The sequence below is a fragment of the Rathayibacter sp. AY1C6 genome (assembly GCF_002931535.1).
Classification (GTDB): Bacteria; Actinomycetota; Actinomycetes; order Actinomycetales; family Microbacteriaceae; genus Rathayibacter.
In genome coordinates this window covers 25,918-46,485 of record NZ_PSWC01000025.1, presented here as the reverse complement: position 1 = coordinate 46,485, position 20,568 = coordinate 25,918, and the positions used below count along the sequence as shown (strand labels likewise).

Here is a 20,568-nt window from a genome sequence, read left to right as displayed (position 1 = left end):
CCCCGCTCACGAGAGCTCTCCGAGCGCCACGAGCTGGGCGAAGCCGGGGTGCGCGGCCCGCACCTCCTCAAAGGTGCCGGCCCCCTCGATCCGGCCGCCGTCGAGGAAGAGCAGCCGGTCGGCGCCGCGCACGGTCGAGAGCCGGTGGGCGACCACGAGGACGGTCATGCTGCCGTGCAGCTCGGCGACGGCCCGCGAGATCTCGTGCTCCGTGCGGTTGTCGAGCGCCGAGGTCGCCTCGTCGAGGACGAGGACGGAGGGGCGCCGGTAGAGCGCTCGGGCGAGGCCGAGCCGCTGGCGCTGGCCGCCGGAGAGGCGGACGCCGCGCTCGCCCACGCGGGTGTCCAGACCCTGCGGCAGCCCGCTGACGAACTCCTCGAGCTGCGCCGTCCGCAGCACCTCGCGCACGCGCTCGTGGTCGACCTCGGCCGCCGGCACCCCGAAGGCGACGTTCGCGGCGACGGTCGCGTCCAGGAGGAACACGTCCTGCGGCACCACGCCGAGCCCCGCGTACCAGGCCGCGGGGTCCTCGTCGATCGGCCGCCCGCCGCAGAGGATCCGGCCGCTCGTGGGCGGGAGCAGGCCGAGGACCAGGTCGAGGAGGGTGCTCTTGCCGGCGCCGCTGGATCCGACGAAGGCGGTCGTGGCGTTCCGCTGGATCACCAGGGAGACGTCCCGCACCACGTCCACGTCGGAGTCGGCGTAGCGGTACGTGACGTGCTCGAGCGCGATGTCGCCGGAGTAGCGGCCGCCCGGCCCGGGCCTCTCGTCGTGCGCCCCCTCGGAGGCGAGCTCCTCGGCCGCCTCGGAGACGATCCGCAGGCCCGCCTGCCCGCTGCGCACGATCGCGAAGGTGGCCGAGACGCGGTTGAGGGTCGGCAGGGCGCGGAGGGAGGCGGCCGCGAAGACGCCCAGGACGGAGAGCGCCTCGGCGCCGGAGCCGGTGGCGACGAGGATCCCCGAGACGCCCACGACGGCGACGACGAAGCCGATCTCGAGCAGGTACTTCGGCAGCTCCGAGACGAGCGAGAGGGAGCGCAGAGCCTGGGCGCTGCGGCGCTTGGCCCCGCTGAAGCCGGCGACCAGGCTCGCCGCGCTCGAGGTCAGGCGCGCCTCGCGGAACCCGTCGAGCGAGGGGAGCAGGAACTGCCACGACTCCAGCGCGGCCTCCGCCATCTCCTCGCCGATCCGGCCCTGCCGCCGCCGCAGGAGGGCCTGGACACCGCCGAGCAGCAGCGCGAAGAAGACGGCCGCGAACAGGGTCGCGACCGGCGAGGCGACCAGCAGGATCGCCACGATCGCGACGAGCACCAGCAGGTCGGAGGCGATGCCGATCACGCCGAGCAGCACGCCGGCCGCCTGCGCGCTGGCGTCGTTGATGGTCCGGTACACCTCGGCGAGGCGCCGGGAGCGGTGGACGGCGTAGGGCGCGAGGACGTACCGCCGCAGCAGCTCCGTCGCGGCGTCGGCCGAGATCCGCGTGGTGCGGCCGAGCAGCCACCACCGGAAGACGATCGTCCCGGCGCTCTTGAGCACGAAGACGACCGCGACGAAGCCGGCGATGATCGGGAGGAGGGTCTGGACGTCCGTCGAGCCGAGGACGCCGGAGAGGACGCCGAGCGCGCCCGTGGTGGTGTCGGTCCCGGTGAGCAGCGCCATGAGCGGCACCATCGCGGCGACGCCCAGGGTGTCGAGGACCGCGAGCGCGAGGGAGCCCGCGACGGCGGCGGTGATCCAGCCCGGAGAGGCGGCGCCGGCCAGCGAGAGGAGGGTGCGCAGCCCCGGCCGCAGGGACCCGCCGCTCACGCCGCCACCCCCTCGTACACGGCGGCGATCCCGCCGCACATGGCGGCGACGTCCCGCACGGCGAGGGGGGCCACCGCCCTCGACGCCTGCCGCTCCAGCGCCGCGGCCACCGCCTCCGGGTCGTCGGCGTCGACCAGCGAGTCCCGCTCGACGATCTCGGGGTTCCCGCCCACCGCGGAGGCGACCACGCCGATCCCGCGGGCGGCCGCGTCGAGCAGCGTGTAGGAGCAGTTCTCCCAGACCGAGAGCTGGGCGACGACGTCCGCCGCGGCGAGCGCCGCCTCCGGATCGGCGAAGCCGGGGAAGGACACCGCGTCGCCGAGGCCGAGCCGCTCGGCCCGGGCGCGCAGGGCGCCGTCGAGCGGTCCCTCGCCCGCGACGGTCAGCGTGGCGCCGGGGACGCGCCGGTGCAGCACCGCGAAGGCCTCGAGCAGCGCGTCCAGGCGCTTCTCCGGCGCCAGGCGCGCGAGCGAGAGGACCCGGAGGGAGCCCGGCTCCCCCGGCTCGCGGTCGAAGGGCGCGGCGTCGACTCCGTTGAGCACGACCTGCACCGGCAGGCTCGGCCGCCACTTCTCGATCATGGTGCGGCGGGTGGCCTCCGAGACGGCGATCGCGCCGTCGAAGGACCGCAGCCGCGCGTGGTGCGCCGCCGCGGTCGTCCGCGCCCGCAGTGCGGTGCGGTGGTAGACGTCGGGCCCGGCGATGCCGTGCTCCGTCGTGACGCGGCGGACCCCGCGGGGCAGCGGGGTCGCCGCGGTCACGAGGTCGGCGTGGGCGAGGTGGGAGTGGACGACCGCCGGGCGGAGAGCCGCCGCGGTCGCGCGCAGGGTCGCCACGGAGGCGGCGGCACCGGCGGACACTCCGAAGCGCCCGGTCGTCACGGCCGAGCCCTGCTCCCGCAGCCGCTCGGCGAGCACTCCCTCCGGGCAGAGCACGACGAGCCGGTGGCCGGGGATCCCGTTCCGGGCGGCGTCGAGGACGTGGCGGGCCACCCCGCCGAACTCGCCGACCGGCACCGCCCAGAGCGCGAGCGGGGTCACAGCCACTCCTCCAGCCGCTCGAGCGCGGTCCAGAAGCCCTCGCCGCTGTTCACGTGCCCCTGCCAGATCTCGGGGATGAACGGCACCCCGGGCGCCAGCTCGTCGAGCGACGCCGCGAAGTCCGGCCAGTCGATCTCGCCCTCGCCGATCTGCACCCCCTCGCCGTCGACACCCGTCGCGTCGACGAGGTGCAGGTGCGCGCTGAGCGGAGCGAGCAGCGCCACCGCCTCCGAGAAGGCGAGCCCGAGGTGGTTCGCCGCGAGCTTGGTGTGCGAGGCGTCGAGGCAGAGCGGCGTGCCGGTGGCGGCCGCGAACTCCGCGGTGTCGCGCGGGTCCACGAAGAGGTTGTGGAACTGCTGCCCGCCCATGAGCCACGGGTAGGGCGGGAGGGTCTGCGCCAGCACGCGGACGCCGCTCGTGTCGATGCGCTCGAGGGCGTCGGCGACGCGCTCGTAGAGGGGAGCGCGCTGATCCGGAGCCACGTGCGCGTGGCGGGTGAAGCCGCCCATCGTGACGACCATCATCGGGTCCTCCTCCTGGCGGAACCAGCGCGCGAGGCTCCGGGTGGTCTCGACGGTGCGCTGCACCTCCGCGATCGAGCGCTCCCACACGTCGTCGTCGAAGGAGGCGAGGTCGACGAGGAAGTCGCCCGCGAACAGGTCCGGCAGGTGGGTGGTGAAGCCGGAGTCGAGGCGGCGGGTGAACACGTCGTCCGGCTCGATCTCCAGGTCGCGGTACGAGAAGTGGAACTCGAGGAAGTCGGCGTTCGACTCTGCGGCGAGCGCCGCGTGGTCGTGGTACCGCACCGGCAGGCCCCAGGGGCGGCGGAACCGGAACGGCCGGCCGGACGGCGTGCTCTCGCGCAGGTCGCCGGCGAAGAAGAACCCGCCCTCCTCGACGTCGCGGTGGAGCGCGCGGCCGAGCAGCTGCGGCAGCTCGTTGGGCTGGAGGCCCCGGCCGGGGCTGCGGACGACGACGTCGGCGGCGCGCACCACGTCCCCGATCGAGAGGTCGCGGGAGGCGACCAGCGACTTCGCGAGCGAGACGCGGTTCATCGACTCGCCCGTCGAGACCGATCGGGCGTCGCGCGTGCCGAGCGAGTCCTCGATGTCGCGGATCTCGCCGACCATGCGGCGGAACTCGTCCGGGAGCAGGGACACCGTGTGGTCGTTGCCCTCCATCCCCCGGTCGACCGTGAAGTGCTTCTCGACGATGCGGGCCCCGCGGGCGACCGCGGCGACCGGGACGTGCCAGCCCCGCTCGTGGCCGGAGTAGCCGACGACGCCGCCGCCGATCTCGGCGAGCCGGTCGAGGTAGGCGAGGTTGAGGTCGCGGTAGGGCGCCGGGTACGTCGACTGGGTGTGCAGCAGGGCGAAGGAGGTGCCGAGTGAGCGCAGCAGCGCGACCGACTCGAGGATCTCGGACTCGCGGGACATCCCGGTGCTGAGCAGCAGGGGCAGTCCCCGGGTGCCGGCGTCCTCGATCAGCCCGTGGTTGGTGAGGTCCGCCGAGGCGATCTTGAGGCCCGGGATCCCGTAGTCGACGAGCGCCTGCACGCTCGGGGCGTCCCACGGGGTGCAGAGGACGTCGATCCCGGCCTCGGCCGCGTGGTCGAAGACCCGGAGGAGCGGCTCGGCGGGCAGCGAGAAGCGGCGCAGGAGGTCGATCGTGTACTGGGCGCCGAGGTCCTCCCCCGCGGTGGCCCCGCCGGCGCGCCGGTAGAGGGAGTCGAGGTCGCGCAGCTGGAACTTCACCGCGTCGGCTCCCGCCTCGACCGCGAGGTCGACCAGCCGCCGCGCCAGATCGACCGAGCCGTTGTGGTTGTTGCCGATCTCCGCGATCAGGAAGGCCGGGTGGCCGTCGCCCACCTCGTGGCGGCCGATCCGCAGCGCCCGATCGCCCTCGACCGCGATCGCGACGAGGTGCCCGCGGTCGTCGACGAGCGGGAGGTGGCTGATCCCGTCGCGGCCGAGCCGGGCGGCGATCGCGGTGGCCGGCTCGTCCGCTCCCGCCGTGCGGACGGCGGTGTTCGCGACGGCGAGGGCCGGGACGTCGAGGGAGGCCGTCGGGTTCGCGATGATCCAGCGGCGGAAGTCGCCGTCGGACACCGACCCGCGGAGGATCCCGTGCCCGTCGACGCAGAAGACGATCCGCTGCTTGTTCACGTTGATCTTGGCCAGCGCGGTGAGCACCGGGTCCTCGGCGAAGACGATGAACGGGGCGAGGTGCCGGTCGATGATCATGCGCCGCCTCCCGCCGCGAGGCCGAGGAGGGTCTGCTCGACCACCGCGAGGTCCGCCTCGGTGTCGATGTCCCCGCCCTCCGCCTCGTCCATGACGAACAGGCCGACCCGGCCGCCGATCCGGTTGCGCTCGCGCTCGTAGACCTCGGTGCGGGTGAGGTAGAGGGACCCGGTCTCGCGGTAGAAGAAGTCGGCCTCGGCGAGGTCCTGGCGCCGCGGCCGGGCCGTGACGTCGTACTGCGGCACGGAGGCGCCCTCCTGCAGCCGCCAGAGGAACGGCGTCTGCGGGACGACGCCCACCAGCGAGTCGACCCCCGTCGAGGCGAACTGCTCGAGCGCGCGGGCGAGGGTGCCCGGGAGCCGGATCGGCGAGGTCGCCTGGAGCAGCATCACCGCGTCCGGGCGGCGGCCCAGCGCGGCCCGGTGCTCGATCGCGTGGAGCACGACGGGCTCGGTCGCCGTCTCGTCGCGCGCCAGCTCGGCGGGCCGGAGGAACGGCACGTCCGCTCCCGCTCCCTCCGCGATCGCGGCCAGCTCGGGGTCGTCGGTCGACACGAGCACGTCGAGTCCGGCGGCGAGCGCCTGCTCGATGCTCCAGACCACCAGCGGGCGGCCCGCGACGGGGCGGGCGTTCTTGCGCGGGACGCCCTTCGAGCCCCCGCGCACGGGGATGACGCAGAGAACGGTCACGGGGTGCCTCCTTCGGCGATGGCGAGTGCCCGGCGGGCGACGGCGACGGCCGGCTCGACGGACGGGACGGGCGGAGCCGCGGTCGGCGTCTCCCCGCCCCAGCGCGCGAGCCGGTACCGGCTCCAGAACTCGAGCACCCAGGCGGGCGGGTCCTCGCAGACGACCCACGCGGGGATCCCGGCGGCCGCGGCCTCGAGGACCCCGGTCGAGAAGATCGAGGCGACCGGCCGGGCCTGCGCGGCGAGGTCGCCGCCGCGGAGCACCCGGATGCCGCGGCGCTCCCACCGCGCGTGCTGCCAGCGCGAGCGGCGGTCGACCTCGGCGGGGTGGGGGCGGTAGTCGGCGCCCGCCTCGCGGCAGAAGCGGGAGGCGGTGGCCGCGGCCGTCCGCCGGGGCAGCTCCGCGCCGTGCAGCTGGCCGAGGAACAGGGGCCGCTCCTCGAGCCGCTCGGGGCGCGGGCGGCGCGACGCGGTCCAGAGCAGCTGGCTGCCGACGACCTCGGTCTCCACGTCGCTGCGGCCGGAGGTCCAGAAGGCCGCGTCCTCCTCTGAGAACGCCAGCAGCGTCGCTCCGGGCGGGAGCGGCGGGGCGGAGGGGGTGAGCAGGCCGTGCTGCACGACCAGGAAGCGGGCGCCGAGGATTCCGGACCAGCGGTGGGCGGCCGCTCCCGCCGCGAGGAAGTGGCCGGTGGCGATCACGGCGCGGAGGCTCCGCAGCTCGGCGGGCGGGTCCGCCTCCGGGTCGACCGGGTGCGCCTTCCAGCGGCCCGGCAGCAGCCCGGACAGCGCGTCGCCGGCTCCGGAGGGAGCGAGGACCGCCGCGGGAGCCCCGCCGAGAGGAGCGAGCGAGGCCGCGGTCGAGGCGAGGGCGCTCGCCGTCGACGCCTCCACCGCGAGCAGGACGGCGGGCCGGTCGCCGCGCACGTGCAGCACCAGGCGGGTCGGCTCGGAGCGCTGCAGCGCCGCCCGAGCGGTGCGCAGCGGGTCGCGGCCGCGCTGCCAGCGGCGCCAGGCCTCCAGATCGGTCGGGTGCGTCAGCGCCACAGGGCCCTCACCTCCCGCATCCGGTGCACGAAGGTGTGCTCGGCGCCGGTGCGTCGCGCGCCCGCCTCGCGGATGCGCCGCGCCCAGGAGGGGTCCGCGCCCGCCCGCCGCACGTGCTCGACGAGCTGGTCCCGCTCCTCGAAGACGAGCACCTCGCTGCCCACCTCGTAGAACTCCGCCACCTCGGGGCGGTCGATCAGGGTCAGCGCCCCGACGCCCGGCGCCTCGAAGGCGCGCATCGAGAGTCCGCCGTGGCCCGCGCCGTGCAGCGCCAGGGTCGCGGTCGAGCCGGCCATCACTCCGTAGTAGCCCGCCCGCGGGACGTCGCGGCGGGCGGGGACGCCGGCCGAGCGCCAGCGGCCGGTGCGCGCCACGTCCCAGGGGTGCCGCGACCACTGCCGCCCGTACGCCTCGACCGCGACACCGCCGGCCGCGAGCTCCCGCAGCACGCGCTCGCGCTCGGGGTAGCGGGCGCCGACGAAGGTCACCGCGGCGGAGGGGCGGGGGCGGAAGGAGAGGAGGGAGTCGAAGGCGTCGGGCAGGTGCCCGGCCGGAACCCCCGCGCGGGCGAGCTCGGCGACGTCGGCGGCGGAGTAGCTGACGATCGACACCGCCTCCCCGGCGAGGGAGCGCAGGCGGTCCACGGGGTGTCCCATGTTGCGGAGCTCGTCGTAGAGCCAGAGCACCACGGGGACGCCGGCACGGCCGACCTCCTCCCACCAGGCGTCGCCGAGGGAGTCGCCCTTCACCACGAGGACGGCCCGGGGCCGGACGGTGCGCAGCGCCGCGATCGCGCGGTCGGTCTCGGCGCGCATCGACGAGCGCCGGAGCCGGCCCCCGGGGAGCCGGTGGCCGAGCGCGTCGCGCACGTGGGCCAGCCCGGTCGCGGCGTCGTAGCGGTGGACGACCACGTCGTCGCCCAGGTGGGCCAGCGCCGACTCGAGCGCCTCCCAGTAGCCGTGGAAGACCGGGCTCACCACGAGCACGGGCCCGCTCACCGGGACGCCGCCTCGGCGGCGGCGACGAGCCGGAGCTCGCGCTGGAGGACGGCCAGCGGGCGCACGTCGCTGCCGGCGGCGGCGCGCACCGCGTTGGCGGCGAGGTTCACGGCGGAGGCGGCGCGCAGGGCCGCGGCGAGGGCGGCGGGGCGTCCGCCCCACTTGCGGGCGTAGCGCAGGCGCGAGGCGACCAGCCAGATCAGCCGGCGCGCGGGGTCGGAGGAGCCGCCTCCCGTGTGCTCGGCGACGACGGAGCCGGCGAAGACCGAGGGCACGCCGCGCTCGCGCAGCCGACGCTGGAGGTCGACCTCCTCGCAGTTCATGTGGAAGGACTCGTCGAACCCGCCGACCGCGCGGAACTCGGCCACCGGCAGCAGCATCACGGCGCCCACCACCCAGTCCACCGGCACCGTCGCGCCCGGGGCGCACCGGGTGTCGTGGCCGACGGCCGCGTGCAGCCGCGGGCGCCAGCGCGCGAGCGGAGTGAGCCACTCCACGACGTAGTGGTGCAGCCGCGGGAAGCGCCGGCCGACCCACTGCCGCTCCCCGCCCGCGTCGACGAGGTCCGGAGCGACGACCGCGGGCAGCCACGGCCGTCCCGCCTCGAGCAGGTCGCGGAGGAAGGAGGGTCCGACGACGAGGTCGCTGTTGAGCACCAGGAGCAGCGGGTGGCGCGCCCGAGCGGCGCCCGTGTTCACCGCGGCGCCGAAGCCGCCGTTCCGCTCGCGCCGCACGACCTCCACTCCGTCGATCCCGGCCGGGAACGGGACCGGGGAGGCGTCGTCGACGACGACGATCTCGAGGGCGGGGGGCGACTCCTGGCTGCGGAGCCGCTCGACGAGGGCGAGCGCGGGCGCGGGGTCGCCGTAGTGCGGGATCACGACGCTCACCCCCTCGGCGGTCACCTCGCGACCGTCTCGGCGGCGCGGTCCCGGCGGAGCGAGCGGCGGGTGCTCCGGACGGTGGCGGCCGGGGGCTCCGCGCCGACGGGCAGAGCACCGAGAGCGGGGAGGATCACCCGGAGCAGGGCGTCGATGTCCTCGACGGCCGCCGCGGCGACGTCCGGGCCGCGCCCGAACGGGTCGGCGAAGTCGTCCTCGGCGCCGTAGGGGGCGGTGTCGTCGGCGAGCAGCCGCAGGAGCGGGACGCCGGGGGCGGCTCCCGCCAACCGGGCCGCCCGGTGGACCGTGGTCGTGCGGCGCGCGGCGGCCGGGAAGTGGCGGGTGACCCACTCCCGCTGGCCCGCCTCGAACACCAGCACGGGATCGGTGCCGGCGAGCATCCGGCCGTCGGCCTGGCGCGCGCGGTGCCCGGCCGTGGAGAGTCCGCGGGCCCGCAGCGCATCGCTGAGCTCGGGGTCGAGCCCGCGGCCGACCTCCGCGTGCGTTCCCGCGCTCTCGACCCGCCAGTCGGAGCCGGCGCCGAGCAGGCGCGCCGCGATCAGCTCGGCCGAGGGCGACCGGGCCACGTTCGCATGGCAGAGCAGGAGCAGGCGCCCGCTCATCGAGCCGCCCGGCGGGACGTCTGCGGAGGCAGGGCCCGCGACTCCACCGGGGCGAGCTCGGACCGGCGCGGTGCCGCCGCCGCGCGCTTGCGCCCCGTCGCCGGCTGCGGCTCGGCGTAGTACGCGTTCTTCCGGTCGTAGTAGTAGTACCCGGTGTCGCCGTCGCGGGCGGTGACCATGTTGAGCACGGTGCCGAGCACGCGGGCGCGGACCTGCTGGACGATCCGCCGGGCGGCGACCACCTCGGGCCGGCGCGTCTGGTTCGAGGCGACGACGAAGACGACGCCGTCGACGACGGTCGCGACGATGGAGGCGTCCGTGACGGGCAGCACGGGCGGCGCGTCGATGATGACGAAGTAGTCCTTCGAGAGGCGCGCGACCAGGGCGCGCATCGCCTCGGAGCCGAGCATCTCGGACGGGTTCGGCGGGATGTGCCCGGCCGGGAGGGCGTAGAGGCCCGCGGTACCGGTGGGGCGGATCGCGTCGTCCACAGGGATCTGGTGGCTGAGGACCTCGCTGAGGCCGATGGCGCCGTCGATGTCCAGCATCCGCGCCACGGAGGGCCGGCGGAGGTCCGCGTCGACCAGGAGGGTGCGCTGCCCGGACTCCGCGGTGACGCGGGCCAGTCCGGCGGCGATCGTGGACTTGCCCTCGGCCTGGTTGGCGCTGGTGATCACGACGCTGCGCGTCTCCTCGTCGACGCTGGAGAAGCGCAGGCCCGTCCGGAGCGAGCGGAACGCCTCCGCGGTGAGCGCGTCGGTGCCGCGGCGGCCGCCGGTCCGGCCCGGGCGTCCGGCCTTGGGGATGCGCCCGAGGACGCCGACGCCGAAGAGCTCGGTGAGGTCGTCGACGGTCCGCACGCGGATGTCGAGGGCCCGCCGGAGGAAGGCGAGGCCGAAGCCGAGCACGAGCCCGCCCAGGGCGCCGAGCAGGATGTTCCGCACCCAGTCGGGGCTCGTCGGGGCGGCGGGCGGCTCCGCGTTCTCGAGTGGGACGACGGTGATCTGCGGTGTGCGGTCGGCGGTGGACTGCGTCTCGATGTCGGTGATGACGGCCGCCAGCGCCGCGAGCGCCCCGTTGGCCAGGGCTGCGGCGTTCTGCGCGGTCCCGGCCGCGGCGGTGACCTCGATCAGGGTGCTGCCCGGAGCGACCCTCGCGGTGAGGCGGCCGCTCAGAGCCTCTCCGCCGGGGTTCGCCTCCGGGTCGGCCTCGATCCGCTCGGAGACGGCGCTGCTCGAGATCAGCGGCAGGTAGGCGTTCGCCCGGGTCACCGCGGTCTGCGACCCGCTGATCGCATCGGCCGAGCTGCCGTCGCTCGCGGCGATCACGAATCCGGCCGAGCTCGACTCGTAGACCTTCGGAGTGAGGAACGAGAAGGCGGCCATCGCCAGAGCTCCGACGAGCACGGCGACCACGAGAGTCCGCCAGTTCCGCCGGATGAATGCGATGAGATCGACGACAGTCACTGCGCACCTTTCTGCGTGCCGCGCATGCGCCGCACGACGATGCTGAGGTGTCGGTCACGCTAGCAATGCGGAGCGCCTTTCCCTAGGCGGTCCCCGACCCCTCGGGAGGCCCTTTCTGCGAGGATGACGACATGTCCGCGCCAGGGGGAGAGATCGTCGTCGAGAGGCGTTCCCCGCTCGTTCACGAGGCCTTTCCGATAGCACATTCCGCTCGGATACTCGATGCCGTCCTGATGGGCCTCCTGGTCTACCGGCTCCCCACCCCCTTCCTCCCGGGGAGCGTCCCGCTGGCGCAGACGGCCCTGGCCGCCCTGGTCCTCGTCAGCCTCTTCCGGCGGCCCACCCGCCGTCTCGGACGGGCCGCGTGGTACCCGTGGCTGTGCCTCGCCCTGCTCGCCTTCGTCCTCGCGGGCTCGTCCTTCGACGGCCTCGACGCCCTGCGCCGGGCGGCGAACATCGCGCTCGTCATGCTCGCCGCGGGCTTCCTCGCGAGCGGGCGGATCGACGTGGTCTCGGGGCTCAAAGGACTCGCCGCGGCGCTGTCGCTGAACGCCGCGCTGTTCGTCGCGGGACTCGCCCCGGACAGCTACCAGGGCGCCCTGACCGGCTACCTGCAGGACAAGAACGTGGCCGGTCTCGTCTACGGAGCGGCGGCGCTGCTGGTCTCGGCGCTCAGCTCGCGGCTGTGGCTGCGGGTCGGCGTGCTCGCGCTCGGGGCCGCCGCGGTCGTCGCCACCGACTCCCGCACGTCGATGGCGGCCTACGCCTGCGCGCTCGTGTGGCTCGTCGCGGCGCCGTACCTGCGCCTGCTCTTCCGCGCGCTCCTCGGCGGCGGCCTCGTCCTGCTGTTCCTCTGGGCCGAGCGGAACCTGGCGACGGCGGGCGACTACGGGGTGGAGCGGGCCGGCTCCGACGCCCTGCGCGCCCGCATCCTCGACGCCTCGGTCGACAAGGTGGCGCTCTCGCCGTGGACCGGCTCCGGACTCGGCGAGGCGACCGCGCGGGTCGACGGGATCGACTGGTTCTTCCACAACTCCTACCTGGCGCTGATGGCCGAGGGCGGCGTCGTGCTGCTCGTCGGCGTCGTCGGCACCGTGCTCGTGGCCGGCTTCGCGACGACGGCCGCCGGGGCCGGGAGCCGCCCGGGGCACGCGGTCGGCGCGGCGAGCATCCTGGTGCTGCTGTGTGCGACGCAGCTGGGCGAGGTGTTCTTCGCCCCGATCTCGTTCGTCGTGATCGGCGCGGGTCTCGCTCTGCTCGCGGAGGAGTCCGCCCGCGCCCGCGCTCTGCCGCCGGAGTAGCGCCTCCCGCGTCCGCCCGATCCGGCGCGGATCCACGGGTCCGGGGCGCGGAGGTCCCGGTCGGCGGGCCCTTCCCGGCGCGACGGAGGTCGCCTGGTGCGGCCCCGGCCGACCGCCGCTCAGGCGCGGCCGCGCTCGCGGACCGCATCGCGGAGGACCTCGCGGACGCCCGACCACATGTGCCGCGCGTTCAGCTCGGCCAGCACCCGCTCCCGGCCCGCTCGGGCGACTTCGGCCCTCTTCCCGTCGTCGCTCAGCACCGCCTCCAGCACCACCGCGATCCCCGCCGGGTCGTGCAGGGGCAGCGCGAAGGACGTCTCGCCGTCGCGGATGTAGCCGGTCATCGCGGCGCTCGTGGTGACCGCCGTGCAGGTCCCGCAGCCGGAGGCCTCCAGGAGGACGCTCTGGCCCGTCGGGTAGGCGAGGTCGTGGCTGGTGACGACGACGAGCTCGGCGTCGCGCAGGTTGTCGCGGTGCCGACCGACCGGGACGGGATCGTGCAGGACGACGTTGGCCGGCAGCGCCCGGGACGGCCGCCGTGCAGGAGTGGTCACGATGTCGAACCGCCGGTGCGGCAGGCGCTCGGCGGCGGCGACCAGCGAGTCGAAGTCGCGCCCGCGGTCGACACCGACGGCGAGCACCTCGAACCGCTTCGGACGCGGCGGAACGGGCCGGTAGTAGTCGGAGTCGACCCCGAAGAGCACCGGTGCGATCCGCCGCTCGTCGACGCCGTGGCCAGCGAAGACCTCGCGCTGGTTCTCGCTGAGCACGACGAGCCGGTCCACGCCCTGGAGCAGCCGGACCACCTGTCGGCGCCGCTCCGGCGAGCCGGTGAGCAGCTCCTCCGCCCACCAGCAGGAGAGGACCACGAGCGGCGTGCGGCCGTACGGCCCGAGCCGCGCGCGCCGGAGCAGCGCGGGGAGGCCCGCCTCCGGCTCGAGCACGCAGAGCACCGCGTCGGCCGAGCGGACCGCCCGGAGCGCGCGCAGCTGCGTGTCCACGTTCAGCCCCGTGCGGTGCTCCACGACGTCGCGCAGCTTCACGTGCGCGGGCCGAGACGCGTGACCGGGGACGAGGAGCCGCGTCGAGTCGTCCCGGAGGAGGTCGGCCCGGTACGGCAGCCTCCCGCGGGCGAAGGGCTCGCCCGGAGCCAGGCGCAGTGTCGGGTGCTTGAGGAACAGTCCGAGCACTCTGAGGACTTCCGGTTCGGGGGTCATCGTCGTCCTTTCCCGAGGGAGGAGGAGAAGCTCCCCGCGGCATTCCCCGGAAAGCGGATCGGTCTCCTGGCGGGAGGATCAGGAATCATCGGAGAGGGCCATCCGCGCCAGAAGTCCGTCGATAGCCGACTTTCCGGAGGACGGGGAGTAGGAATCGTTCCAGCGGGCACGATCCCTCTCCCGCGACTCCGATAGTCCTCTCTTCTTCCGGGCTCTGATCAGCTCGGCCAGAGCCCGCGGATCCCCGGCTCGGAACGTGGCGTCGATCGACGGGCCGACGACCTCGGGGAGCGCACCGGCATCGCTCACCACCACGGGGACGCCGGCCGACATCGCCTCCGTCACGACCAGGCCGAACGACTCCGGCTGCACCGACGGCACCACCAGGAGGTCGATCCGCGCGAAGAGGTCGCCGGGCTCGATCCACCCCGGCCGGTCCACCAGAGCGGCGACCGGAGCGAGGGCCGCCTCCACCTCGCGACGCTCCCGCTCCGCCACGAACCGGGGCTCGCCCGCCAGCACCAGGCGATACGCGCCCGGTTCCCCGGCCTCCAGCAGCGCCAGCGCCTCGGTGAGGACCCGCACCCCCTTCGCGAGCGAGGGACGCCCGAGGAAGCCGAGGACGGTCGTCCCGTCCTCCCGCGGCCGCGCCTCCGGCAGGTCGACGCGGCGGCTCCAGTTCGGCAGCACGGTCGACCCGGGGACGACCCCCGCGAGGTAGCGGGAGGGGACGAGGGTCGCCAGGGCGCCGCGGCGGGCGACGGGCGCGAGCAGCCGCTGCAGGCCGGACGGGCGCTGGTGCAGGTGCACGATCCGCCGCGGACGCCCTGCCGTCGCGACGGCCGGCACCAGACCGTTGCACCACAGCACGCCCTCGCGGGAGGTGGCGTCCCAGCGCCGCAGCGCGCGCATCCAGGCGGGTCTGCCCACGGCCTCGAGCTCGACGACCCGGTGGCCGGCGGCGAGGGCGGCGACGACGAGCGCACGCGGCTCCGAGGGGCCGACGACCACGACCGGGACCTCGAGCGCCTCGAGCGCCTCCGCGATGCTCAGCAGCATCACCTCGCCGCCGCCGATGTCGCCGTTGTTGGTCGCGAGCGCCACCGGAGGCCGCCCGGCGCCGCCCGCTCCCCCGTGGATCATCCGCCGCCCCGCCCGCCTCCGCGCGGCGCCCCCGCGGCCCGCGCGCCCATCCTCACCGAGACGAGCGCCCGGCTCCACCGAGCCCGGCCGGGCTCCGCGGGCCGCGGGAGCGCTGGAATACTGACCGGATGGAGCTCGTGGGCGTTCTCTGGGCCGACGAGGCCGTGCCGCTCGTGTCGGCGTTCGTCCACCGGCGGGCCGACGCGGCGGGCCTGCGCGCACTCGTGCTCAAGGGACCGACCGCCGCCGCCGACCGGCTCCGGCCGCCCCGCGCCTCCGGCGACGTCGACCTGCTGGTCGCCCCCGACGACCTGCCCCGGATCCTGGCCCTCCTGGCCGCCGACGGCTGGACCGAGCGGCCCTGGCCGGACGGACCGACGCTCGCGGCCAAGCACTCGCGCTCCTACCGGCACGCCGCGTGGCCGGTCGACATCGACGTGCACTGGCGATGGCCGGGATTCCTCGTGCCGCCGCGCGACGCCTTCGAGGCGCTGTGGAGCCGGCACCGGATCGTGGAGCTGGCCGGCCGTCCGGTCGCGACCGCCAGCGTCGCCGACTCGGCACTCGTGCTGGCGCTGCACGCGCTCCGCGACGCCTGGCAGATCACCGACCCGCGCCTCACGCGGCCCTCCGACTACGACCTGCTCGTCGAGGCGGTGGCCGCCCGCGCGGAGCTGCACGCTCCGCTCCGGGCGGCTGCGGAGGAGCTCGGCGCCGTCCAGACCGCGCAGCCCTTCCTCGACGCGCTCGGCATCCGCGCGCGCGCCGGGGAGGTGCCCGCGGCCGAGCTGCGGGCGTGGCGGATCAACGCGAGCTCGCCCCACGCCTCCGCGGGGTGGGTGCAGGCCGTGCGCGCGGCCGGCTGGCGGCAGCGGCCGCTGCTCCTCGCCCGCGCCGTCTTCCCCGCTCCCCACGCCCTGCGCGCCGCCGACCCCGCCATCGGCCCGCGCCGGATCGACGTGGCGGCCGGCTGGTGGCGGCGGCTGCGACGCGGCGCCCGCACGGCTCCGCTCGCGTGGGACCACCTCCGACGGACGGACAGGACCTGACATGACCCGCCGGCTGATCCGCGCCCCCTTCGGGCTCGGCGTGCGCTTCACCTTCGACGACACCGTCCCCGACCGCTTCGTGGCGGAGGTGGAGGAGTCGTGGAACGACGTGGACGACGACGCCGATCGCCCGGGCTCCGAGTACCGGGTGTCGCTGACCGAGCCGGTCGGGGAGCCGGGAGTGATCGCGCAGCCGACCGAGGACGCCCTCGCCGAGCACATCGGCGCCGCGCTCACCCTCGCGGCGGCCGACGCCTGCGAGGGCCGGCTGCTCAGCGTGCACGCCTCCGCGGTCGCCCTGCCCGACGGCCGCGTCGTCGCGTTCGTCGGGCGGCCCGGTGCCGGGAAGTCGACCCTCGTGAGCCTCGCCGCTCGGCGGTACGGGTACGTGACCGACGAGACGCTCGCCGTCCGCCGCGACGGGCGGGTGCTGCCGTTCCGGAAGCCCGTCGCCCTCCTCGACGGCGGCGACTGGAAGCGGCACCGCTCCCCCGCCGCGATGGGCCTGCAGCCGCTGCCGGACGCTCCGCTGCGCCTGGCCGCCCTGCTCCTGATCGCCCGCGACCCGTCCGGCCCGGCGGAGCCCCGGCTCGAGCCGATCGCCTTCGACGAGGCGCTCTCGGTGCTGCTGCCCGAGCTGAGCCACTTCGCACGGCTGCCCGCGGCGCTGCACCACCTCGCCGGGCTGCTCGATTCCGTCGGCGGGGCGCGGGTGCTCCGCTACCGCGAGGCGGAGACCGTGCTGCCGCTCCTGGAGCGGATCGGGGAGCCGTCGCCGGTCGTCGCCGACGCGCCGGAGGCCGATGCGGCGGCGCCCGGCCCGGGCCTGCTCGCGCGCGCCGCCGGCGTCGAGTGGGTCGAGCGCGACGGAGTGGTCAGCTGCCTCCTCGACGAGCGGGTCGAGACGCTGACCGGGATCGGCCCGGTGCTGTGGCGTGCTCTCGGGACGCCCGCGACGGTCGACGCGCTGACCGGGGCCGTCGTCGCCGAGCACGGCGCCCCGCCCGCGGGCGACCCCCGGGCGCACGTCGAGGCCGTGCTCGACGCGATGGTCGAGCACGGCCTCGTGGTCCACGGCGCCTGACGGCGCCGAGCGCGCGGCTAGCCCGTGCGGACGTTCGGCCCGACGGAGCCGCGGGCGATGAACAGGTCGAGCAGGTTCACGAGCCCCACCGCGCGGATGTAGAGCGCCGCGACGTCGTAGCGGCCGACGGGGAGCGCCTCGAGGGCGGCGGGCCCGGTCGGGTTGGTCGAGCGGTTCTGCGCGTTGACGTCGATCTGGATGACGTCCCGCAGGGCGGCGAAGACCGGGGTGATCGCGGTGGTGACAACGGCTCCGACAAGAGCAGGCAGGGCCGCGAGCAGCGGGTTCAGCACGTTCAGGACCAGGGTCAAGACGCTGGCGAGCACGCCAGCGCCGTTCAGCGGGATCCCGAGGATCCTGATGTTCTCGCGCAGCCGCTGTGTGAGCACGGTGACCAGCGACGTCGTGAAGGCGGTCAGGGCCGCCGCCGGAACGCCGAGTCCGCTGTCCACGAGGAGCGTCGAGTTCGGCGGGAGGTTGTTGAGGAAGGCGGAGTAGGAGCCGAACTGCGTGTTCCCGGGCTGCCCGGGAGCCGGCCCGAGGAGGGAGGCGAGATCGATGGTCAGTGTCGCCGGAGTCGTCCCGAGGCTCGCCTGGATCGGCTGACCTCCACCCGGCAGGTTCCCCGCGAGGATGGCGGCGGTGTCGACGGTGACAAGACCGATATTGCCGATCGTCGTCAGGGCGGTCGTCACTTGAGTGACGAGAGCTGTCAGCGCCGTCGACGTGAGCACCAGGTTCAGCCTGGTGATCTGGTAGTCGCGCTGCAGGTTGTCCGACCCGGGCACGCAGGCCGACTGAAGAGCTGCGCGTCCGGTGACGGCGCCGATCTGCAGAGTGAGCCCGGCAACGTTGGTCAGGAGGTCAGACAGACCAGGCCCGCCGACGGCGGCGAGGATCGCCTGCAGGTTGACGGTGCCGAAGTCGGGGTAGCTCCCCGACGTCGGGGTCAGCGCCAGCTGGCCGGCATTGGTGATCGCACCGGAGGCTCCGCGGACGGTGCCGGTGGTGCTCGCCTCCGCGTACTGGTTGAGGGTGCCGACGCCGGCGGGAGCCGCCAGCGTGAGGAGGGAGGAGAGCGTGCCGGTCAGCCCGGTCGCATTCACGGCGATGCCGTTCAGTACCGTGGCGTTGACGCCGCCCGTCACGACGACCGGGTCGGGCGGATTCGGTCCCGACGCCGGCGCAGTCGCCGTCACGCCCGAGACACCGGCGACATTGTCGAGGTTCACGCCGCCGAGGAAGCCGCTGAGGAGGCGTCCGCGGGCGACCGCCTGGAAGACCGTGCCCACCGGGAAGCAGCTGATCGAGACGGCGGAGGCGGACTGCGCCAGCATCACCGCGGGCACCGACCAGACCGCTCCGGCCACGACCGTCCGCCGTGCGAAGACGCCCGCGGAATTCGCGCTCTTCTTCTCGCTCTTATCGCTGATATCGCTGGATGCGAGCGGATTAGACTCCGACATTGGCGGCCCTCCGGTGCTGTCGCTCGACGTACACCCCTTGGCGCGTCGGCGGCAAACATAGCGAGAGAGGCGTCGCGATAAGAGGCGCTGGCGGATTTCTACTCGCACTGGCGGTGATCAGCGGAGAGGACGCGGAGAAGATGGCAGAGGACCCCCGGCTCCTTCTCTGGCGGCGCCGCCCGGACACGGCCTCCGTCGATCTGAACGGGCGCGTCCTGGTGCTCCCGCTGGACGTCTCCCCGATGGGCAGCCCCTACGCGCTGCGCGAGAGCGTGGCCGCGACCTGGCGGGCGCTCGACGACGAGCCGCAGGACTTCTTCGGCCTGGCCGACCGGCTCGCCCGCCTCCACGCCACCGATCCCGGCGCCATCGCCGACGACCTGGCGCGCGTGCTGAGCGGGCTGGAGGAGCTGCTCCTGGTCGAGAGCAGCCCGCGCGGCGAGGAGTCCCGATGAGTGTCGCGAGCGTCGTCGTCCCCAGCTACGCGGGGGCGGCCCGCCTGCCCCGCCTCCTCGCCGCCCTCGCGGCTCAGACCCACCGCGACCTCGACGTGGTCGTGGTCCTCGACGGCGTCGTCGATGCCAGCGAGCGCGCCCTCGACGCCTCCCCCGTGCCCGTGCGCCGCGTCGTGCTCCCCGAGAACCGGGGGCGCTCCGCCGCGCTCACCGCCGGCTTCGACGCCGCGCGGGGCGACGTGCTGATCCGCTGCGACGACGACCTCGAGCCCGGCCCGGGCTGGGCCGCCGCGCACGTCGGGGCCCATCGGGACGCGGTCGCCGGCGTCGTCGGCCTCTGCCCCGACGTCGACCAGGGCACCGCCTACTCCCGCGCCTACGGCCGGCCCGCCGGCGAGCGCTTCCGCCGCGGCGCCTACGCGGCGGGCCCCGACGCCTCCTGGCGCTACTGGGGCGGCAACGTCTCGGTGACGCGGGCGACCTACGACCGGGTCGGCGGCTACAGCACCGACTACCGCGAGTACGGCTGGGAGGACGTCGACTGGGGCTACCGGCTGCACCGCCTGGGAGTGCCGGTGCGGATCGAGCCCGGCGCCGAGGCCCTGCACCACGGCGCCTCCGTCTCGGCGGCGGTCCGCAGCCGGCGCGCGTTCCTCTCGGGGGCGGCCCGCCGCACGTTCGAGCGGCTGCACCCCGAGCAGGTGCGGGAGGCGGTGCCCGCGGCCGGCGCGTGGGACGCGGCCGTGCGCCTCCTGGCCCGCGGCGGGAGCGAGCGGCGGACGGCACTGGTCGCGGGATTCGCGGACGCCGCGCTCGGAGTGGTGCCCCGCCCGGTCGGCGAGAAGCTGGTCGCGCTCGCCGTCGAGTCCGCAGCGATCGCGGGCTACGACCGCGGCAGAGAGCGTCCCGCGCACGGGTGACGGCGGCGCGGATCGACGGATCCGCGGGCCCGGCAGCGGCGCCGACGCCGTGCGGGAGCCGATCTAGGCTCCCCCGCATGCGAGTCCTTCTGGTGGGCGGAGCGGGCTACATCGGGAGCCACACCGCCGTCGCGCTCCTCGAGAGCGGCCATGAGGTGCTGGTCGTGGACGACCTCTCGCACGCGAGCGAGCGGACCCTCGACGCGGTGGAGGAGCTGACCGGCTCGGTGGTCCCCCGCCTGCTCGCCGACGCGCGCGACACGGCCGCACTGACCCGCTTCCTCACCGCCCACGGACCGGTCGACGCCCTGGTCCTGCTCGCCGGGCTCAAGTCGGTCGGCGACTCGGTGCGGCGGCCCCTCGAGTACTGGACGGTCAACGTCGGGCTCGCCACCGCGGCGTTCTCGGTCGCGGCGGAATCGGGGATCCGCACCGTCGTCTTCTCGAGCTCGGCGGCCGTCTACAGCCCGGGCGGCGTGATGCCGGTCGGGGAGGACTCCCCCGCCGGACTGAGCGCGGCGAGCCCCTACGGCGCGACCAAGCGCGTCATCGAGGAGATCCTCGGCGACGCCGCGCGCGCCGATCCCCTCCTGCGCGCGGTCAGCCTCCGCTACTTCAATCCCATCGGCGCGCACCCGTCGGGGCGGATCGGCGAGGATCCGGCCACGGCGCCGGGGAGCCTCCTGCCCGTGCTGACGCGGGCCGCGGGCGACCCCTCCCGGTGCGTCGACGTCCTCGGCGACGACTACCCGACCCCCGACGGCACGGGGCTGCGCGACTACATCCACGTCTGCGATCTCGCGGCCGGGCACGTCGCGGCACTCGAGCGCGCGCGGCCCGGGCACCGCGTCTACAACCTCGGCACGGGCTCGCCGACGAGCGTCCTCGAGCTGATCGACGAGGTCGAGCGGGCGAGCGGGGAGACGGTCCGGTGGCGGGTCGTGGGGCGCCGGCCGGGCGACCTCGCCGCGAGCTGGGCCGACCCGGGACGGGCCGAGCGGGAGCTGGGCTGGCGGGCGGTGCGCACCGTGCGCGAGGGCGTCCGCGACCAGTGGCGGTGGCAGACCCTGCAGCGCATCGGCGTCTCCTGATCCTTTCGGCACGGCGTCACTGAAAGAGTGACTTCTTCTTCTCCGCGACTCTC

General features: G+C 75.3%; 18 protein-coding genes. 6 read left to right on the top strand and 12 right to left on the bottom strand.

Translation table 11 applies throughout. The features are described from left to right. Positions 1–6: 6 nt before the first annotated feature. Genes C5D36_RS14160 through C5D36_RS14120 form a run of 9 tightly spaced genes read right to left on the bottom strand, consistent with a single transcriptional unit; the run spans position 7 to position 10,789 of the window. Positions 7–1,806: an ABC transporter ATP-binding protein gene (locus C5D36_RS14160; RefSeq protein WP_104296065.1), complete on the bottom strand. Its 1,800-nt coding sequence runs from the start codon at positions 1,804–1,806 to the stop codon at positions 7–9. Further along, a complete protein-coding gene (locus C5D36_RS14155) occupies positions 1,803–2,846 on the bottom strand; it encodes a glycosyltransferase family 4 protein (protein WP_104296064.1) in 1,044 nt (347 codons plus the stop codon). The genes C5D36_RS14160 and C5D36_RS14155 overlap by 4 nt, the downstream gene beginning before the upstream one ends. After that, positions 2,843–5,089, bottom strand: coding sequence for an N-acetylneuraminate synthase family protein (locus C5D36_RS14150; RefSeq protein ID WP_104296063.1), 2,247 nt, complete (start codon positions 5,087–5,089; stop codon positions 2,843–2,845). Before C5D36_RS14150 ends, C5D36_RS14155 begins: the two co-directional genes overlap by 4 nt. After that, a complete protein-coding gene (locus C5D36_RS14145; protein WP_104269529.1) occupies positions 5,086–5,778 on the bottom strand; it encodes a cytidylyltransferase domain-containing protein in 693 nt (230 codons plus the stop codon). Before C5D36_RS14145 ends, C5D36_RS14150 begins: the two co-directional genes overlap by 4 nt. Continuing rightward, on the bottom strand, positions 5,775–6,821 hold the full coding sequence (locus C5D36_RS14140; protein ID WP_104296062.1) for a hypothetical protein: 1,047 nt from the start codon (positions 6,819–6,821) through the stop codon (positions 5,775–5,777). Before C5D36_RS14140 ends, C5D36_RS14145 begins: the two co-directional genes overlap by 4 nt. Further along, entirely contained in the window at positions 6,812–7,819 is a 1,008-nt protein-coding gene (locus C5D36_RS14135) for a glycosyltransferase (RefSeq protein WP_104251025.1), read from the bottom strand. Before C5D36_RS14135 ends, C5D36_RS14140 begins: the two co-directional genes overlap by 10 nt. Beyond that, positions 7,816–8,724, bottom strand: coding sequence for a glycosyltransferase family 2 protein (locus C5D36_RS14130; RefSeq protein WP_104296061.1), 909 nt, complete (start codon positions 8,722–8,724; stop codon positions 7,816–7,818). The genes C5D36_RS14135 and C5D36_RS14130 overlap by 4 nt, the downstream gene beginning before the upstream one ends. Continuing rightward, positions 8,721–9,323, bottom strand: a complete 603-nt coding sequence (locus tag C5D36_RS14125; RefSeq protein WP_104296060.1) for a hypothetical protein — start codon at positions 9,321–9,323, stop codon at positions 8,721–8,723. Before C5D36_RS14125 ends, C5D36_RS14130 begins: the two co-directional genes overlap by 4 nt. Next, positions 9,320–10,789, bottom strand: a complete 1,470-nt coding sequence (locus tag C5D36_RS14120) for a polysaccharide biosynthesis tyrosine autokinase (protein WP_104296059.1) — start codon at positions 10,787–10,789, stop codon at positions 9,320–9,322. The genes C5D36_RS14125 and C5D36_RS14120 overlap by 4 nt, the downstream gene beginning before the upstream one ends. A 233-nt stretch (positions 10,790–11,022) precedes the next feature. Between C5D36_RS14120 and C5D36_RS14115 the strand changes: the two genes are divergently transcribed. Then, positions 11,023–12,090, top strand: a complete 1,068-nt coding sequence (locus C5D36_RS14115; RefSeq protein WP_104296058.1) for an O-antigen ligase family protein — start codon at positions 11,023–11,025, stop codon at positions 12,088–12,090. A 119-nt stretch (positions 12,091–12,209) separates the two neighbouring features. On the opposite strand, the gene C5D36_RS14110 is transcribed toward C5D36_RS14115, so the two are convergent. Beyond that, positions 12,210–13,307 (bottom strand): glycosyltransferase family 4 protein, encoded by a 1,098-nt coding sequence (locus C5D36_RS14110; RefSeq protein ID WP_146083745.1) that lies wholly within the window; start codon positions 13,305–13,307, stop codon positions 12,210–12,212. Positions 13,308–13,385: 78 nt separating this feature from the next. Next, positions 13,386–14,450 carry a glycosyltransferase family 4 protein gene (locus C5D36_RS14105; RefSeq protein WP_104296056.1) on the bottom strand — a complete coding sequence of 355 codons (1,065 nt, stop codon included), beginning with the start codon at positions 14,448–14,450 and terminating at the stop codon, positions 13,386–13,388. A 128-nt stretch (positions 14,451–14,578) separates the two neighbouring features. On the opposite strand from C5D36_RS14105, the gene C5D36_RS14100 reads away from it, so the two are divergent. Together C5D36_RS14100 and C5D36_RS14095 are read left to right on the top strand one after the other, a co-directional pair. Further along, entirely contained in the window at positions 14,579–15,499 is a 921-nt protein-coding gene (locus C5D36_RS14100) for a nucleotidyltransferase family protein (RefSeq protein ID WP_104248013.1), read from the top strand. Between the two features lies 1 nt (position 15,500). Then, positions 15,501–16,583: a PqqD family protein gene (locus C5D36_RS14095; protein ID WP_104296055.1), complete on the top strand. Its 1,083-nt coding sequence runs from the start codon at positions 15,501–15,503 to the stop codon at positions 16,581–16,583. A gap of 17 nt (positions 16,584–16,600) precedes the next feature. Here the strand turns inward: C5D36_RS14095 and C5D36_RS14090 are convergent, their stop codons facing one another. Beyond that, complete coding sequence (locus tag C5D36_RS14090; protein ID WP_146081518.1) at positions 16,601–18,049, bottom strand: choice-of-anchor G family protein; 1,449 nt, start codon at positions 18,047–18,049, stop codon at positions 16,601–16,603. Positions 18,050–18,189: 140 nt separating this feature from the next. Here C5D36_RS14090 and C5D36_RS14080 point away from each other — a divergent pair, with 140 nt between their 5' ends. The 3 genes from C5D36_RS14080 to galE all read left to right on the top strand — a co-directional run bounded on the left by C5D36_RS14080 (position 18,190) and on the right by galE (position 20,515). Continuing rightward, positions 18,190–18,504, top strand: a complete 315-nt coding sequence (locus C5D36_RS14080) for a hypothetical protein (RefSeq protein WP_146083744.1) — start codon at positions 18,190–18,192, stop codon at positions 18,502–18,504. Further along, on the top strand, positions 18,501–19,424 hold the full coding sequence (locus C5D36_RS14075) for a glycosyltransferase family 2 protein (RefSeq protein WP_104296052.1): 924 nt from the start codon (positions 18,501–18,503) through the stop codon (positions 19,422–19,424). The genes C5D36_RS14080 and C5D36_RS14075 overlap by 4 nt, the downstream gene beginning before the upstream one ends. Before the next feature lie 77 nt (positions 19,425–19,501). Further along, positions 19,502–20,515: a UDP-glucose 4-epimerase GalE gene (gene galE / locus C5D36_RS14070; RefSeq protein WP_104296051.1), complete on the top strand. Its 1,014-nt coding sequence runs from the start codon at positions 19,502–19,504 to the stop codon at positions 20,513–20,515. Positions 20,516–20,568: the final 53 nt, after the last annotated feature.

Bases quoted from the DNA above. Each gene is read 5' to 3' on its own strand.
- C5D36_RS14150 (WP_104296063.1), bottom strand. From the start codon at position 5,089: ATGATCATCGACCGGCACCTCGCCCCGTTCATCGTCTTCGCCGAGGAC.
- C5D36_RS14125 (WP_104296060.1), bottom strand. From the start codon at position 9,323: ATGAGCGGGCGCCTGCTCCTGCTCTGCCATGCGAACGTGGCCCGGTCG.
- C5D36_RS14115 (WP_104296058.1), top strand. From the start codon at position 11,023: ATGGGCCTCCTGGTCTACCGGCTCCCCACCCCCTTCCTCCCGGGGAGC.
- C5D36_RS14110 (WP_146083745.1), bottom strand. From the start codon at position 13,307: ATGACCCCCGAACCGGAAGTCCTCAGAGTGCTCGGACTGTTCCTCAAG.
- C5D36_RS14105 (WP_104296056.1), bottom strand. From the start codon at position 14,450: ATGATCCACGGGGGAGCGGGCGGCGCCGGGCGGCCTCCGGTGGCGCTC.
- C5D36_RS14100 (WP_104248013.1), top strand. From the start codon at position 14,579: ATGGAGCTCGTGGGCGTTCTCTGGGCCGACGAGGCCGTGCCGCTCGTG.
- C5D36_RS14095 (WP_104296055.1), top strand. From the start codon at position 15,501: ATGACCCGCCGGCTGATCCGCGCCCCCTTCGGGCTCGGCGTGCGCTTC.
- C5D36_RS14090 (WP_146081518.1), bottom strand. From the start codon at position 18,049: ATGTCGGAGTCTAATCCGCTCGCATCCAGCGATATCAGCGATAAGAGC.
- C5D36_RS14080 (WP_146083744.1), top strand. From the start codon at position 18,190: ATGGCAGAGGACCCCCGGCTCCTTCTCTGGCGGCGCCGCCCGGACACG.
- C5D36_RS14075 (WP_104296052.1), top strand. From the start codon at position 18,501: ATGAGTGTCGCGAGCGTCGTCGTCCCCAGCTACGCGGGGGCGGCCCGC.
- galE (WP_104296051.1), top strand. From the start codon at position 19,502: ATGCGAGTCCTTCTGGTGGGCGGAGCGGGCTACATCGGGAGCCACACC.